Source organism: Sphingobacteriales bacterium, assembly GCA_016711285.1.
In the GTDB taxonomy this organism is placed as follows: domain Bacteria; phylum Bacteroidota; class Bacteroidia; order Chitinophagales; family UBA2359; genus JADJTG01.
In genome coordinates this window covers 319039-336013 of sequence record JADJTG010000014.1, presented here as the reverse complement: position 1 = coordinate 336013, position 16975 = coordinate 319039, and the positions used below count along the sequence as shown (strand labels likewise).

The window sequence follows — 16975 nt, the reverse complement described above, 5'->3', positions numbered from 1 at the left end:
ATTATTATAAGTTATTGATAAATATTGTTTTATAATTATTTAAGTTAAGTTAAAATATAGTTTAATTGTTACCTTTAAAAGTACTTCAAATTACTAACAGAGTGCCTTATCCGCTCAATGATGGTGGCAATATTGCTACTTATTATATGAGTAAGTATCTCTCGCAAAGTGGTTGTGAATTGACGCTTTTTTGCCTGAATACCAAAAAACACTATCAATCTATAGAGCCGTTGCAAGCGTTGGCACAGGAAGTATATGATGTATATGTAGAAGCCCCTATTTCTGTTTTTGGTGCATTTGTGGGCTTGTTTCATAAGATGCCTTATGTTGCTAAACGCTTTTTTACGCCTGAAGCACAACATAAATTACAGCAAATTTTAGCAAAAAATATATTTGATATTGTTCAGTTAGAAGGTGTTTATTTAGCTTTATACCTGCCGCTTATACGAAAATATGCACCCCAATCTAAAATTGTACTGCGTGCACACAACATAGAGTATTTGATATGGAAGCGTTTGTATAACTCTGAAAAAAATTGGTTGCGCAGACAATATCTGTATTTAATTAGCAAGCATATTCAGCGTTTCGAGCAAGAAAACTTTCCTTTGTTTGATGGTATTATTGCGCTGAGTGAAGTAGATGCCGCCCTTATTCATCAAGTAGCCCCCGAAGTGCCTCTTTCCGTTATTCCTTTGGGTATTGACAATGAACAAATTATAGAACCTACAGAACATAGCCGCCACCATATTTGTTTTCTAGGTAGTTTGGAATGGGCTCCCAATGAAGAAGGCGTATTATGGTTTATTCATGAAGTTTGGTATAAAATATTGGAACAAATACCCGATGCACAGTTTGTAATTGCCGGTAAAAATCCGCCAGAGTCTTTGCGTTCCCTCTCAATAAAACAGGTAGAAATGCGTGGTGAAGTGCCTTCGGCGATAGAGTTTGTAAAAGATTTTGATATAATGATAGTGCCTTTGTTGTCAGGCTCCGGTATCCGCGTTAAAATTATAGAGGCGTTTGCTTGGGGAAAATGTGTCGTCAGTACAAATATCGGAGCTGAGGGATTATTAATTACGCCCGATAAACAATTGCTGTTGGCAGATACAGCAGTTGCCTTTGCACAGAAAACAGTGCAGGCATTAAAAGATAAAGAAAAAAGAAAACAAGTGGCATTAGCAGGACAACAATGGGTAAAAGACCATTATCAATGGTCTGAAATAATTAAAAAAGCAATTAAATTTTATAATGAAATAAAATGCAATAACTAATTGATAATCAATATTTTATATTGTTTTATTTATGAATAAATTAAATTCAATAGAAGCTGCTATAGCTGACATAAAGGCAGGTAAAATGATAATTGTGGTAGATGATGAAGATCGTGAAAATGAAGGCGATTTTGTAGCTGCTGCGGAAATGGCAACACCCAGACTTATTAATTTTATGGCTACGCACGGCAGAGGTTTGATTTGTGTGCCTTTGGAAGAAAGTCGTTGTGATGAATTAGACCTAAATTTGATGGTCTCACGAAATACAGCCCTTCATGAAACACCTTTTACAGTATCGGTGGACTTGTTGGGGCACGGTTGCACAACAGGTATTTCGGCGCACGACCGGGCTAAAACTGTATTGGCATTGGCGGATAAAAATACTCTAAAAGAGGATTTAGGCAAACCTGGACATATTTTTCCGCTTCGTGCCCGCAATGGAGGCGTGTTGCGTCGCACTGGTCACACTGAAGCGGCAGTAGATTTGGCGCGTTTAGCTGGACTAAAACCCGCTGGTATTCTTTGCGAAATCTTGAATGAAGATGGTACCATGGCGCGTTTGCCGCAGTTGTTGGAACTGGCAGAAAAGTACGATATGAAAATCATTTCTATCCGTGATTTAGTTGCTTATCGTTTGGCAGAAGAAAAACTGATTCATCGGGAGGTAGAAGTAAAAATGCCTACACAATGGGGCGATTTCCAGTTAATAGCTTATTCCGAAATTACAAGTGGTGCTTTGCATTTGGCATTGGTAAAGGGTTCGTGGACTCCTGATGAGGCGGTATTAGTTCGTGTGCATTCGTCTTGTGTGACGGGAGATATTTTAGGTTCTTTGCGCTGCGATTGCGGTGAGCAGCTACACAGAGCTATGCAACTTATCGAGCGCGAGGGCAAGGGAGTTATTGTCTATATGAATCAGGAGGGGCGAGGTATTGGTCTGTTAAATAAACTTCGCGCCTATCAATTACAGGAAAATGGCAGAGATACAGTAGAAGCCAATTTGGAGCTGGGCTTCAAAAAAGATCAGCGCGATTATGGAATCGGTGCACAAATTTTACGCGATTTAAAGGTGTCTAATATTCGTTTAATGACCAATAATCCGCGCAAAAGGGTAGGGCTGCTTGGATATGGGTTACAAATCGTTGAAAATGTACCCATCGAAGTATTGCCAAATCCCCACAACAAAGAATATTTGCTCACCAAAAGGGATAAACTCAATCACGAAATTTTAAAATAGTAAATTTATAACCCACTCATTTTTAATAATTTAGATAAGAGTGGGTTATTTTTTATTTATATAATTGTATATACAAATGTATATACAGTTATATAAATAAATGTTTGAATTAAAAAGATGAAAGATTATAAAACTGCTCGATTTTTATTTGTTTGATATGCCAGATTAAAATTTAAATCAACTTTTTAATAAATAAAATACCTGCAAGAAGAAGGCTCACTCTTATTTATATTTTATAAAAAATACTGCTTTTAAAAAAAACTAACACTTATAATTATAAAATCAAAACGCGAACCCAGATGAATGAAAGGGCACATTGTGAAGGACGAAATTTTTAATTCTTTATAGCTGCTCCAAAATAAACTCCATCTTCTTTCTTTTAGAAGTAATACCAAAAAATAATAGGATTTTTGTGTTTTAAGAGAATCAAATTTGTTAGATAGCTTTTTTGCGACTTTATACCTATAGGGAAGGGGGATTATCAATAATAACCTATAAATCTTAAAAGAAGGGAGTTTATGTGGATTTTTATTTCAAAATGCTTCCTTTTAATGTGTGGAATTTGCCAGAAAGACATCTTTTTTGGTTTTTTTGCTAAAAAATAAGTGGTTTTGTAAAAAGAAGTTTAAAAAAAAATGTTTGCATTTATATTTACTATGCAAAAATCTTTTAAAAAAGGCTATAATATGTTTTATATCATTAATATTGAACGATATAATATTGAACAAAATAAATACATAAGAGTATCCTGTTTTTTATGTATTTATCAAAAATAATCATTAATATTGAACTATATTGTAAGTGAACAAAAATCAAAACAAAAAATAACTCAACCTCGCAACACATAAGCTGTTGTCGAAAGCTGTCCTGTTTGGGTACATATTCTCGTGTTTTATTTTGAAAAGAAGGAAAGAGACAATTTCTGATTTTTGTACAGCTAACAAAAAATAGGAGAGATGTGAGAATATGCCATAATTTTAGATAGGAACGCAAAGTTTCTTATTTTAAAAAACTATATTCATATTGTTATGATATATAAAATACATTAGAGCTAACCATTGTTTGAAAAATAAAAATACCCTGCCCAAAAAGTAAACATATTTTATCTGATTTCGCATTAGTACTACAAGATTACAGAATATCTTATATCTTGCTAAGTTTGGGGCTTTCTAAAGAGGTGGTATTTCGTTTTATACGAGGAAAAGTTTAAACTTTTTGTTGATGCTTGCAATGCTTGAGCTTTATTATTCCCTTTTGATTGATAAAATCGCATATAAAATATTGATTTTTAATTATTTGTAATAAAAAACAATACGAAAATATCGTCATAAAAGGAATAAAATACTGACTCACATTTATGGGTGTCCCCTTACAAGGCAGGATAAAAAAAGGCATTATTAAGGACAAACTGCGGTGGGGTTTTGCTTTTGAGAACGAGCGCGCCTTCGAGCAGATAATCGGCTAACAAACGGAGTGCATTGCGCTCACTGGTTTTTGCCCATAGCTGAAACTGTTGTTGGTCAATGGGGGTATTATTGGAGAAATGTTGCGGTAAACTGCGCAGAGTTTGATAATATTCATTGCTGCGTACACCCGCATTGAGTTCGCCATTGAGGAGTAGCTCACGCACGAAATCAGGCGGCTCTACACATTTATCTTGTATGCGTATTAAAAGTTCTTCGTGCTGGTGATTTTTATCCAATACATAGTGAGGCTTTTTTTTGCTTTCAGCAATGCTTGTTATCAATATTTTTTTGTTTTGATAGATGATTTCCTCAAATTGTAAAGGAACTGCCGGACGACAGAATGTGGTGGCAGCACGCTCCAGTTCATATTTTTCGCCTTCTGTTTCTACGCCTACAATGTGTCCTTTATCTTCGATGCCCACTACAATCAATCCACCGCGACTGTTGGCAAAAGCTGCAATGGTTTTGGCTATTTTCCAGGGAGAGGCAATGGTAGTTTTAAAATCCAATTGTGTGCCTTCGCCTTTGCGCAGCCAACGCTGAATGAGTTGTATGCCTTTCATTAAAGACAAAGATAAAATTTTTGATTTTAATTGAGGAAAAGGAATTTTATATATTTTTAAAATACCTTTTGTTACAATAAAAAAACGCACGGCAAACAGCCGTGCGTTTTTGATAATCAAAATAAATAAATATTATTTTACCATCAATCTTACGCTCTCTTGACCGTAAGCTGACTGCATTTTTACCAAATACAAACCACTTGTCAATTCACCTGTATTGATTGATACTTGTGTGCCTGTAGTCTCACCTGTGAATAAAGTTTTCACCAAACGACCTTGCATATCAAACAATTCAACGCTTGCTTTGGTAGTTTGCGGTAAGCTGAATTGTACCCACGCCATATCAGCAACAGGGTTAGGCGATACGTTTAATGTGCTAATAGCAGCAATCGCATTTGATGAATGGCTTTTAGCCGCCTTAGAGCCAATTTTTCTGGGTATTTTTTTGTCATTTACTTTCTTTACATCTTTCAGTCCTTCCTGATAAGGAGTAGGACTCAGGAAATTACCCATTTTGGCAACAATACCGCCGGCACTGTCGCAAGCACCGATGAAAGCGGCAAAAGTACAGCCGCTTTTTGCCCAAAATCCGGCTAATAAATCTACAAAAATACCGGCTTCGTGGTCAATGTTTGCACCCGCTTCAATGGTATCGGTAGATTGGATAATATTATTGGCTACATAATCTAAAGTATAGCTTTCTATATAATTTAAAGCCATTGTATCGGGGCAGGTGCAAATGGAAGAAGGTAAGAAGCCGGCAACGTTGAGCATAGAATTAACTGAAGAGCAACCGCCAAAGCCGGTGCTTACATCGGTTACGGTAATGTCAATGATAGAGTCGGCAGTGGAGGTGGCAGCGTCATTCAATACCATCCAAAAAATAAAATAATCGCTGATAGTATCCACCGGCATACCATCTAACTGACGCAGATAACCGTTGTCAATAGAAACATCATAAGCTCCCACACAAGCAATATCGGTAGTGATAGCTACTGGAATAACTATCGAATTAGGAAAACCCAAATCGCCACCGCAGAAAAACGAAAAAGTAGTGTCTATAAAGGGAGTACCGATAGAATCGAACCCTATCCAATCTACCCAAATAAAATCACATTCGTTGAAACAGTCGCTATTGCAAGAGCAGTAGTTTTCGCCTACATTACAAGTAGCATCTCCACAAACGCCGCAGGCTACTCCGCTAATAGTAGTGAGCGTGGGTGTGCCATTGTCTGTTTGTACTACAGGAGCTGTACAATTTGAATTAGTACCTGTAGCTGTGTTGAAAATAAACCATACTGTACCCGTAACTGTTGCTGTAAAATTAATACCTAAGCCGCAGCAATTGCCCGATGCAATAACTGTACCGCCGGTTACTTGTCCGCCCGAAGCCGTGCCGCCTTGAATAACCGTAACAAAAGGTGCGCCACCCCAAGCTCCATTGCCACAAGTACCCGGAGCAGCTAGTTTAATGTTATAAGTACCACCGCTTACTACATCTGAATAATAGATTTCGTGGCACCAAGCCTGATAAGCGGCTTGTACTACTTGGGCATTACAACCCGCTTCGCTTATTGCGCCTTGATCGCTATATGGTCCGGCTGCATATTGTGTACATACTTGTGCCTGAAGCGCACTTATCCACCCAATATAAATGAATAAAAAAGAAAAAATTTTTCTCATGTTTTTTAGCATTTTTTATAATTAAAATGAATTCTAATAAATAATTTGCTTGTTATTATCAGAGTTTGTCTGTTTAAATATCACACATAAACACGCAATAATAAATATTTTATGATAATCAAAAAAATAAATTTTAAAAATGATTGTCAATTTTTGTTTTTTGTCATTTGTAAAAATTGCACACTATTGATTAACATTGTGTTGTGCTAAATCAAAGAGTATCTTTTTTTGTAAAATAGATCTGAAAAATAATACTTGTACTTGAAAAACTAAAATAAAAAAAAGCCCACAGCATTATGCTGTGGGCTTTTAAAAAAGAAGTTAGATTTTTTTATTTTACCATCAATCTTACGCTTTCTTGACCGTAAGCTGATTGCATTTTTACCAAATATAAACCACTTGTCAACTCGCTTGTATTGATTGATACTTGTGTGCCTGTAGTCTCGCCTGTGAATAAAGTTTTCACCAAACGACCTTGGACATCAAACAATTCAACGGTTGCTTTAGTAGCTTGCGGCAAGCTGAATTGTACCCACGCCATATCAGCAGCAGGGTTAGGCGACACGTTTAATGTACCTGCATTTAATTGTACCAAAGCAGAAGCTTTACCTACTAATTTAGCAACTTTTTTAGGTGTTTTCTTTTCAACTGTTGTGTAGTTGCGAACATTTTCATCATAAGCTTTTGGGGTTAAATAGTGAGCCATTTTAGCCACTACACCGCCGGCACTGTCGCAAGCACCGATGAAAGCAGCAAAAGTACAGCCGCTTTTTGCCCAAAATCCCGCCAATAAATCTACAAAAATACCGGCTTCGTGGTCAATGTTTGCACCCGCTTCAATGGTATCGGTAGATTGAATAATATTGTTGGCTACATAGTCTAATTCGGAAGTTTCTACATAGTTTAATACTAAAGTATCTGAGCAAAAACAAACAGAAGAAGGTATAAAGCCGGATACATTGAACATAGTATTGATAGTGCCACAGCCGCCAGGACCGTTGGTAACATCTGTTACGGTGATATCAACCAAAGTATCGGCAGTAGCCGTAGCTGCATCGTTTAATACTACCCAAAATATGGTGTAATCCGGTATAGTCGTTACAGTGCTGCCATCTAATTGGCGCAAAGTGCCCAAATCTGTAGATACATCGTATTCGGTTACACAAGCTAAAGTAGTAGAAATAGCTACCGGCATAATAACAGAGTTTGGAAATCCGAAATCTCCGCCACAATATAAACTTGGAATAGTGTCAAATGCAGGAGAGCCAGAGGCATAAGTAATATAATCTACATAAATAGTAGGGCAAGCGCAATCTGCATCGCAAGAGCAATAATCCTCACCGGCAGCACAAGTGGCATTACCGCATACATCACAAGAAACACCACTAATTGTAGTTACCGTAGGAGTTCCGTTATCCGTTGCTACAGCAGGTGCAGTACAAGAAGCATTCGTACCTGTAGTAGTATTTAAAATAAACCATACAGTTCCTGTAGCAGTAGGAGTAAAGTTTACACCCAAACCACAGCAAGGTCCATTTGCTATTACAGTACCACCTGTTACAGTACCACCTGAAGCTGTACCTCCTTGAATAACAGTAACGTGAGGAGGACCTCCCCAAGCAGTGCTGTTACAAGTACCAGGTGTACCCAACTTAAAATTATAAGTACCACCTGTAACAACAGCAGAATAATAAATTTCATGACACCAAGCCTGATAATCTGCAACAACAGTCTGTCCATTACAGCCTGCTATATCAATTGTACCCTGATTGGTATAAGGACCATATCCGGATGCGTATTGCGTACATACCTGCGATTGTGCGGTATTAAAACCGACAAAAGCAAGCATGAAAAAAAGAAAAATTTTTTTCATTTTTTAAATTTTTAAATTGAAGTGAAACAATTCGTTAGATAGTATTTGCTTGTTATTATCACGAATTGTAGGGCTTCGTTATTTATCACAAGGGTAAAGATAAACTATTAAATAGATTTTGCGGCATTTTATGTCTTAAAAAATACGTTAAAATATATATATTGTCGTAAATAAAAGACCTTTATTTATAGCCTTCTGAAAATCAATCTATTGCAAATGCTGCCAATTGTTGTCCTATGGCACTGCCTAAAGCTATACCCATACCGCCGCAACGAACTCCCACCGACATGAAGGGATTGATACGCTCACAAATGAAAGCCTTCGTATCTCCGAAAGCCATAATCCCTGCCCACCGACTTTCAATTTGAAAAGGTATTTGAGGTATAATAACGTTGTGTAATTTTTCTTCTAAATGTTGCATGATGTATTCTGTAGTCGCCAATTCGGTGGTGGCTTCGCCCTCAAAATCCAAATTGCGCCCGCCACCCAACAGTAAACGACCTTCGTAGTCGCGGAAATAATAAAAACCCTCGTCCATGTGGAAAGTGCCGCTCATCTTCAAATTTTTGATAGGCTTTGTCATCAGCACCTGCCCGCGCCCCGGGCGCAAATTGAGATGAGGCAGCAACTGCTGCGCAAAGGCATTTACACAAATTAATACCTGCCGTCCGGCTTTAAATTCAATATTTGGTGCGGCTGCCGATATAGGGTTGCGCACTTGCACGGCTACCGCTACTCCGAGGTTTTCCAAAGCGAGTACTTCGCTGCCGGTAAGCACCTGCACACCGAGCCTTTGCACATACCCCAGCAAACTGCGCATCATCAGTCCGGTGTCAATCTGCGACTCCAATGGATTCATCACCAAATGCCTGACAGCTTGCGCATTGAAACCGAATTCTGCAATTTTTTCGTCGCACAAATCAAATACTTTTTGCCCAAAAATATCCCGCAATTTTTTATTTATATCATCTATATGCTCCAACGCTGCTGCTGCTTGCTCATCAAGGAGTTCATAACCGCCCTTATTTTGCAAACCTATCGCTGCTACTCCTAAACGCTCTTGAAGTTGTTGCAGCCCCTGCCAACGCTGTGTTATAAGTTGTAAAGAAGCAGCTTCGCCCATTGTTTTGAAATCCGACAGAATTTCGGTGAGGCTGCCAAAACAAGCAAAACCCGCATTTTTGGTGCTGGCTCCGGAGGGCAATATACCGCGCTCCAATACCAATACGCTGCAATGGGGTAGTTGCTCTTTCAGGTTGGCGGCAGCCGATAAGCCCACAATGCCACTGCCTACAATAATAAAGTCGTATTTCAAAAAACTGTTCTGTTCCCAAAAGCTCAACATATCTTATAATTGTTATTTTGCTATTTATGGCATAAATTTACACCGAAGCCTTAAACATTGCTATATCTTTTGCTATTTTTGCTGCAAAATAAAACTGTCAGCAGTAAAATTTATTCCTATCAAAAACGTTATATGACTATCATCTTATATTCGGCAGCAAATTCCTTATTTTAAACTTTACACGCTGCAAACTGTCTTAATGAGCATTAAAGCGACAATAAAACTGCTTATTTATTATTAAAAATCTAATTTTATAAAAAATATTATGTTAAAAAAAATTCTTTTCATATTAACAATTTATTGGTGCGCCGCTACAGCAACGGCTCAAACTGAGGCAGAGAGTATTAAAAATATTACCCCCGAACATTTGGAGCAATTAAAAAAAGAGGAATTTTTATTGAATAAAAAATTTCAGGCAGCAATGAAGCACGAGTTGGAAGTAGAACGTGTAAGTGCCAATTATGATTTAATTCCAGAATTGGTAAAAGCACTGAAAACTGAAGGCTCTTTTTATTATCCGCTCTCCGGCTTGGAGGGTATGTCAATATTATATGCCCCCGACAATAAGTTTCGCATCTTTTCGTGGATGATACCACTCGGCGACCAGCAATTGGATATGATTGGTGTGGACAGCACCGACCGTAATCGCTTGGACGGAATACCCGACAACCGTATTTTGGAAAATGTAACCTACAAATATTTCGGAGCAATACAAATGAACAGCGATTCTCTCAAACTCATTCCTTTGTTCGACAAATCCGAAGAAATCAATCAGCCCGAAGATCAGGTGCTTTCCAACGAAAACTGGTACGGCTGCGTATATTATAAAATAGTAGAAAAAGAATTGCAGGGCGAAAAACATTATGCTTTGCTCGGCTGGGACGGCAATAATGGCAACAGCAACCGCAAAATTATGGAAATCCTGTACTTTGATGCCGATAAAAAACCGGTTTTTGGTGCACCCATCATTGAAGTAGTGCGCGACGATATGCCGCCGGTACTCAAACATCGTCTGTTTTTGCAATACAAAGAAACGGTAGGGGTCACGCTCAATTATTATCCGCAACAAGATCAGATAGTTTTTGATTTCTTGGCACCCGAAGACGAAAAAGCCAAAGGCAATTACGAATTTTATGTACCCGATGGCACTTATCAAGCCTTGCAGTTCAAGGGCGGCTTGTGGAAACACATAGACCGCGTATTTTTAGATACAATGCAGGAAACCCAACTCAATCCAAACCGTCCGGATCAGCTGGATAAGAATAAGAAGAATAAAAAACGAGTCAAATCTAAATATGCCATTGACTAATGGCAGTTCAATAGAAAAAAGATGGAGATATTTTTAAAAAAGCGTTGATAGGTTCTAAAAATCTATCAACGCTTTTTGTATAAATTGAAATAAATATCATACTTGTTATGGGCTAAAAACAATACCATAAAAAATTTTTTTATTAAAAAATAATATTACTTTTGTAGCCTTTATATCCTTTTGTTCTTGTTATGCAGGCTTCCGTTCCGCACCATATCATTTTGGCAGATATAACGATTTATTCAAAGCTCCCGATAGGCGCATCTTGTGGGAACATTCTTTGCAGGCATATCAAGAAAATCGTTATTTGGATTCCTATCGTTTCTTGTTGGAGTATTTGAATGATCCCGACATAAATAATGTTCAAATACAGCCAAGCAGCGATACGAATATCGTTCGTTTTTCTTTTCTTCAGGGCTCTAATATTATCGTGGGGTGGGCAAATCAGGTGCATATTGAAGCTCATTCTGTGTTGGCTGTTATGCCACAGTTGAATATACCCGTACTGCGTTTGCTCTTAGAGAGTAATTATAAACTGCAATTTACTCGCTTTGCTTTGCAGGATAATAATGAAATTGTATTGAAATTCAGTGCTGCCGTTATTGATACTCCCCCCGAAAAGTTGCAAACGGCATTGCGCGAACTTGCGGTGCAGGCGGACAAAAAAACGGATTTGTTTAAAGATAGTTTTGCAGCGTTGCAACATATCCAACAGGTAGAAAAAACACCCATCGGTGATGAGCAAAAAGAATTGCGCTATCAGTTTTTTTGCAGATGGATAGATGAGGCTCTTGCACAGGTCAATCAAATGGATACAGCTAAAAACGCTGCCGAAATTTCGTATCGGCTGCTGACTACTGCCTATCGTATTGATGTATTGCTGTTGCCCGAAGGAAAATTGATGGACGAAATGGAGCAGATACATGCTGCTTTCTTCAATATGCTGTCTGCCAGCGAAACCGAGCGCAATGCCAAAATTATGCAAATCTTTGAGCGACTCCGACTTACACCCAAAGAAAACATCATTAAGAATTTTTATACTACTGTTTCTACGTTTGGCGTATCCGGTGCTTTGTATATAGAAGATGTGGCCTCTTTATTACAACAGGAATTAAGCCTTGCCCAGCGTGCTTTTGATGCAAAAAACGAAGCATTGGCGCGTGTTATTTTGGAATATACCGCTTTGCACCTTTTGTTTTTGTATGCCCTGCCGCCCGTTATTACCGAGGTATTAAAGTTGGTAGTGGAACTGTTGAATTTTTCTTTTTTTAAAACGATGCAGCCTCCACAATATAACTTGGTTCAGGAAAATAACACACTTGATAAAGAAAAAATATTGAACCGCCTCGAAGCTATTAAAAAAACAGGTAGGGAACGCAAAGAAAAAGTATCTGTTCGTAAAGGTTCTTTAGCATTTGACAATACAATAAAGTTGGTAATATCTTTATTGTCGCAAATCAATGATTTATATAGTCCGTCTTAGATAACTCTTTTTTTATTGTTTTGTGTTATAAACATTCATAGCGCGGTCGATGCCGATACTCACGAAAGTTTCTACGGCGGTGATGCTTCTTTCTATATAATCCCCCAAATCGGCTTGTTCGCTTTTGTTCCAGCGGCTCAAGACATAGTCTGCCTGTCTGCCTTTGGGAAAATCATCACCGATGCCGAATTTTAAACGGGCATAATTTTGAGTTTGCAGCAATTCTTCTATACTCTTTAAGCCGTTGTGCCCACCGGCACTGCCATTTTTGCGCAGACGTAATTTGCCGAAAGGTAAAGCCAAATCATCGTGCAATACCAATATCTGCTCGTTTTCCAAAGAAAATTTTTCTTTCCAATAGCGCACCGCCTTGCCACTCAAATTCATATAAGTGGTAGGTTTGATAAGATGCAGGTATTTTCCTTTAAATTTCCACAGCGCATACAGGGCGTGCCTATCTAGCATAAAAGATAATTGCTCGCGGGCAGCAATGCTGTTCAATATATCAAAGCCGATATTATGACGGGTGTGTTCGTATTCATTGCCGATATTACCCAAACCGACTATTAAAAATTTTTCCATTGATGAAAAAAACGGATTGAAAATCTGTAAAAAACAGAGAACAATAACACAAAAATAATTTTATTTGTTTTATTGGGCTTGTTGCTCCACTACTGCTACCGTCAGGCGGCTGATACACAGGAGTTGTTCGTGTGAATTATAAATTTTAATGTCCCAAACGTGCGATTTTTTGCCGATATGAATGGCAGTGGCAACACCGCGTACTACACTGCCTTCGAGAGCAGGGCGCAAATGGTTGGCGTTGATTTCCATACCGAAACATTGTTGGGTTTTGAGGTCAATGCACATAGAGGAGGCGATGCTGCCGAGTGTTTCCGCCAATACCAAAGAAGCTCCTCCGTGCAATACGCGATAGGGCTGCACAGTACGCGCATCTACGGGCATCGTGCCTTCTAAAAAATCATCTCCCACTTCGGTAATCACAATACCAATATGCTCCGACATTGTCTGTTTGCCCATTTGGTTGAGTATCTCAGGCGTTGAGGGGGTTTTCCAAATTTTCATTTATATATAAATAATAATTAAATTAATGAGCTATTGGCTGTAAAAGGAGTTTTTTTATTATAACAACACCTGTGCTATTAAATAGTCGGCAATCAAAATCATAATGCTGCTATATACTACGGCACGAGTACTGGCATCGCCGATGGCTAAAGCACCGCCTTTTACATAATATCCCTGATAACAAGAAATAGAGGTGAGCAAAAAAGCAAAAACAATAGATTTTATGAGCATCATTGTTACATTAAAAGGCTCAAACCAAGAGTGCAAGCCGCGTATGTAGGTTTGCATTACGATGCCATTTGTGACACAGGCAAGCAAGCCGCCCATAATACCCAAAAAAGCCGAAATAATTACTAAAACAGGTGTGATAAATAAGGAGGCGATAATTTTGGGACCCACCAAATACCCGATGCTATTTACGCCCATAATATCTAAGGCATCAATTTGTTCCGAAATACGCATGCTTCCCAACTCCGAAGCCATATTAGACCCTACTTTTCCCGCTAATATCAAACACGAAAAAGTGGGAGCTAACTCTATAATCATGGAATCGCGCACAATGTAGCCCACATAATATTTGGGAATGGTATCTAATTGATAAGCAAATTGGAGTGCCGTAACTGCCCCGATAAACAAAGATACAATGGCAATAATCACCAAAGAACCCACACCGATATTGTTCATTTGCCGCAATGTTTCGCGCCAATACATAAACCATTTTTCGGGGCGCATCAGCATCGTGCGTAGCATCATTACATAGCGTCCGAAATGGTATAGAAATTTATAAACAAAAAGCATCTTTGTACAGGTGGATATTATTATTTTGAATGGAATGTTTTTTTCTGAGATAAAAAAAAATGCTGTTGGGGGCAATTTTTAGGATAACAAAGCAACAAAAATAATGTTTTGTCGGCAAATGTACTGTTTAAATTTTAAGCAAAGCAGCCACCTTCTGCCATTTATTTTGGTGAAGGTGGCTGCCAATAAAATTGTGTTTCAAAAGAGTTGCGCAGAGATAAACGGATAATCTTACTTTCCTTCGCGTTTCAGCGAGTTGGCGGGAGCGGCGGCGGGTTTTCCGGAAGGCGAAGCGGAGGGGAGGCGGCTGCCATTGATAGCCTGAAACGGATTGCTGCCCGTGCCCACACTGCCTTGTACCGAAAGGCTCGCTTCTTTGTTGCTGCGGTTCAGCGACAATTCAAGGCGACCTCTTTTATCCAAATGCGTCAGAATATTATCCAACTGACTCAAAGGCAATGCCAGATGAATCGTGCTATTTTTGTCAAAATCGGCATTGAGTTGTTTGCCCGCCAAACGCGCATTATCATTATAAAAAGACAATTCGCCTTTGCCATTGCCACTCAAAAAAATCTTCGCCAAAGGCTCTCCTTCGTTGGCTTGGCTGAGGGAGTAATATTCTATGGTATAACTTGTAGGTGTGAGGCTGACCACATCGCCGCGCACGGCAAAACTTTTAGTATCCTGCGCTGCTGCACTTATCAAAGGCAACATACAGAGTATAGCTATTGCAAGTATTTTTTTCATTGTTCTTCGTAGAATAATGTTGTTGTTATTTTTTTTAAAAATGAGATAAAACGTCACCGTTTTTTTTGAAACGGCTTTGCAAAGGTATTTACTTTTTTATTAAAATCATTATGTTATTATACGTTTGCTTTCATTTCTTGCACCAACCTTTCCACCACTTTTTGCAGCGGCTCTATGTTGTGTACATGCTCTATGGACGCTCCCGCCACCCATACATTTTTGTAGGTAGCACCGAAAGCCGCTTTTTCGAGGCTTTTCATACCGCGCATAAAGGTGAGCATTTTGGCGTATTTCTTTAAACTTTTGTGGCGGTTGAGTAAGGTTTCTAACCAGTTTTGTTTCGTGCCGATTTCTTTTACATAGTCGGTATTGATAACCGTGCAGGGCGTACCCGACAGTTTGGTCGTTATGGTGATGTCTTTGGCTTTGTAATCTACACAGGCTTGTTTGTAGGCTTGCGTAACAGGGGCTTCGTTGGTGGCAATAAAAATGCTGCCCATCGATACACCTGCTGCGCCCATTTTTATTTTTTCCATAATACCGCTGCCCGTTCCTACACCGCCCGCCGATATAACCGGAACATCAAAGTTCTTTTTCAGCAAGGGAATTAACTCCGCTGCTTTCATATTGCCCAAGTGTCCGCCCGCTTCCGAATTTACGGCAATGAGAGCATCGCAGCCTGCTTTTACTGCTTTTTCGGCGTGCTCGGCATTTACCACATCGCAAAATACCCGCATACCCTGCGGACGACAAGCGTCTATCACTTTTTGCGGATTGCCCAAAGAGGTAATAATAAAATCTACTTTATAATCTATGCAGGTTTGCAGCTGTTCGGGGTAGCGCGGGTTGGAAGGATTGGTGATGAGGTTGATGCCAAAGGGAGCATTGGAATATTGGCGCAACTCCTCCAACGCCTGCCGAAATTCGCGGTCGCTGCGATAATTAAGAGCCGGAATGGCTGCCGTGATACCCGCATCGGTGGCGGCTTTTACCATAGCGGTATTGGATATTAAAAACATCGGTGCTACAATAATCGGATATTGAATATTCAGCATATCGGTTAATGTTGTTCGGAAAGGTGCAGGTGTCGCCATATAGTGCCGTTATAAATCTGTTTTTTTTTATGAAGATAAAATAGTAAAAAGAGAAAAATTAAATATGGTGTATTTAAAGTGTTTATTTTTTTAAAAAAACTCAATTCGTTCATCAACAAAAAAACACTAGGTTTCTTCCGGCGAAACTACTTTTTTTGAGCGTGCAATATGATGAACTTGCAGCACGGCGGCAAATATAATTCCCATGACTACTGTAATGCTGCCCGCCACCGAAGTATCCCACATTTTGGCAAGTCCATATCCTGCCACCGCCGCTATGCTGCCCACGGCTATCGTTATCAGAAACATCAGCGATAATTTATTGGTGAGCAAATAAGCCGTTGCCGGCGGTATTGTCATAAAAGCTACTACCAAAATAGAACCCAGCAACTCAAACGACAACACTGTAGTTGCCGACACTGTACCCATCAGCAAATAATGCCACAAAGTAGTGTTAATACCGATAGAGCTTGCATATTCTGCATCAAAAGTAGTGATAAGTAACTCTTTATAGCCCATTTTGATAAAAATAATCAATGCCGCCAGCAAAGCACCCAAAATCCATACCGCACGCGGACCCATCACATTGCCCTCATATATCCACACATCTATTGGCACAAAAGTCAGTTCGCCGTTCAGTACGCAATCTTGGTCTAAATCCACTTGCCCCGCGAATAAAGACAATAATATAATGCCCACAGCAAATAAAAACGTAAACACCACTCCGATAGAAGCATCTTCTTGTATGCGCAGCCGGCGGTGCAAAAATTCAATCAGAAAAGTACACAACACACCAAATACCATTGCGCCCAGCATTGCCGAAAAAGAAGTGCGCGAGCCACTGACCAAATAGGCTATCACAATACCCGGCAGCACCGCATGCGAAATGGCATCGCCGCTCATCACCATACGGCGTAGCATCAGGTAGCAGCCCAACAAGCCGCAACAAGCCGCCGCTAATGCAGCACTGAGGATAATTAAAAAATCGTGTAAATAAGGCATGAGTTTCTATACTTCATC

Annotated in this window: 14 protein-coding genes; 4 read left to right on the top strand and 10 right to left on the bottom strand. The window is 39.2% G+C overall.

Translation table 11 applies throughout. The features are described 5' to 3' along the window. The first annotated feature begins 101 nt into the window (after nucleotides 1-101). Together IPL35_14200 and IPL35_14195 are read left to right on the top strand one after the other, a co-directional pair. Nucleotides 102-1271, top strand: coding sequence for a glycosyltransferase (locus IPL35_14200; GenBank protein MBK8444488.1), 1170 nt, complete (start codon nucleotides 102-104; stop codon nucleotides 1269-1271). A gap of 31 nt (nucleotides 1272-1302) precedes the next feature. Further along, nucleotides 1303-2508, top strand: a complete 1206-nt coding sequence (locus tag IPL35_14195) for a bifunctional 3,4-dihydroxy-2-butanone-4-phosphate synthase/GTP cyclohydrolase II (GenBank protein ID MBK8444487.1) — start codon at nucleotides 1303-1305, stop codon at nucleotides 2506-2508. 1369 nt (nucleotides 2509-3877) lie between these two features. On the opposite strand, the gene IPL35_14190 is transcribed toward IPL35_14195, so the two are convergent. From IPL35_14190 to IPL35_14175, 4 genes are all read right to left on the bottom strand, one after another. Next, nucleotides 3878-4546 (bottom strand): ATP-binding protein, encoded by a 669-nt coding sequence (locus tag IPL35_14190; protein MBK8444486.1) that lies wholly within the window; start codon nucleotides 4544-4546, stop codon nucleotides 3878-3880. Between the two features lie 123 nt (nucleotides 4547-4669). Then, nucleotides 4670-6220 carry a T9SS type A sorting domain-containing protein gene (locus IPL35_14185; GenBank protein ID MBK8444485.1) on the bottom strand — a complete coding sequence of 517 codons (1551 nt, stop codon included), beginning with the start codon at nucleotides 6218-6220 and terminating at the stop codon, nucleotides 4670-4672. A 331-nt stretch (nucleotides 6221-6551) separates the two neighbouring features. Beyond that, nucleotides 6552-8069, bottom strand: a complete 1518-nt coding sequence (locus IPL35_14180; GenBank protein MBK8444484.1) for a T9SS type A sorting domain-containing protein — start codon at nucleotides 8067-8069, stop codon at nucleotides 6552-6554. Nucleotides 8070-8295: 226 nt separating this feature from the next. Continuing rightward, nucleotides 8296-9438 (bottom strand): FAD-binding oxidoreductase, encoded by a 1143-nt coding sequence (locus tag IPL35_14175; protein MBK8444483.1) that lies wholly within the window; start codon nucleotides 9436-9438, stop codon nucleotides 8296-8298. A gap of 265 nt (nucleotides 9439-9703) precedes the next feature. Here IPL35_14175 and IPL35_14170 point away from each other — a divergent pair, with 265 nt between their 5' ends. Together IPL35_14170 and IPL35_14165 are read left to right on the top strand one after the other, a co-directional pair. Then, the gene (locus tag IPL35_14170; protein ID MBK8444482.1) at nucleotides 9704-10747 is read left to right on the top strand and encodes a hypothetical protein; all 1044 of its coding nucleotides are present in this window, start codon (nucleotides 9704-9706) and stop codon (nucleotides 10745-10747) included. 280 nt (nucleotides 10748-11027) lie between these two features. Then, nucleotides 11028-12230 (top strand): hypothetical protein, encoded by a 1203-nt coding sequence (locus tag IPL35_14165; protein MBK8444481.1) that lies wholly within the window; start codon nucleotides 11028-11030, stop codon nucleotides 12228-12230. A 12-nt stretch (nucleotides 12231-12242) separates the two neighbouring features. Here IPL35_14165 and IPL35_14160 read toward each other — a convergent pair whose 3' ends face one another. The 6 genes from IPL35_14160 to IPL35_14135 all read right to left on the bottom strand — a co-directional run bounded on the left by IPL35_14160 (nucleotide 12243) and on the right by IPL35_14135 (nucleotide 16957). Then, entirely contained in the window at nucleotides 12243-12812 is a 570-nt protein-coding gene (locus IPL35_14160) for an aminoacyl-tRNA hydrolase (protein ID MBK8444480.1), read from the bottom strand. Between the two features lie 69 nt (nucleotides 12813-12881). Continuing rightward, a complete protein-coding gene (locus IPL35_14155) occupies nucleotides 12882-13316 on the bottom strand; it encodes a hotdog fold thioesterase (GenBank protein MBK8444479.1) in 435 nt (144 codons plus the stop codon). Nucleotides 13317-13373: 57 nt separating this feature from the next. Continuing rightward, on the bottom strand, nucleotides 13374-14114 hold the full coding sequence (locus IPL35_14150) for an ABC transporter permease (GenBank protein ID MBK8444478.1): 741 nt from the start codon (nucleotides 14112-14114) through the stop codon (nucleotides 13374-13376). A 231-nt stretch (nucleotides 14115-14345) separates the two neighbouring features. After that, on the bottom strand, nucleotides 14346-14861 hold the full coding sequence (locus IPL35_14145; GenBank protein MBK8444477.1) for a hypothetical protein: 516 nt from the start codon (nucleotides 14859-14861) through the stop codon (nucleotides 14346-14348). A gap of 116 nt (nucleotides 14862-14977) precedes the next feature. After that, nucleotides 14978-15955 carry a nitronate monooxygenase gene (locus IPL35_14140; GenBank protein ID MBK8444476.1) on the bottom strand — a complete coding sequence of 326 codons (978 nt, stop codon included), beginning with the start codon at nucleotides 15953-15955 and terminating at the stop codon, nucleotides 14978-14980. Between the two features lie 126 nt (nucleotides 15956-16081). Continuing rightward, nucleotides 16082-16957, bottom strand: a complete 876-nt coding sequence (locus IPL35_14135; GenBank protein MBK8444475.1) for a metal ABC transporter permease — start codon at nucleotides 16955-16957, stop codon at nucleotides 16082-16084. Nucleotides 16958-16975 lie beyond the last annotated feature (18 nt).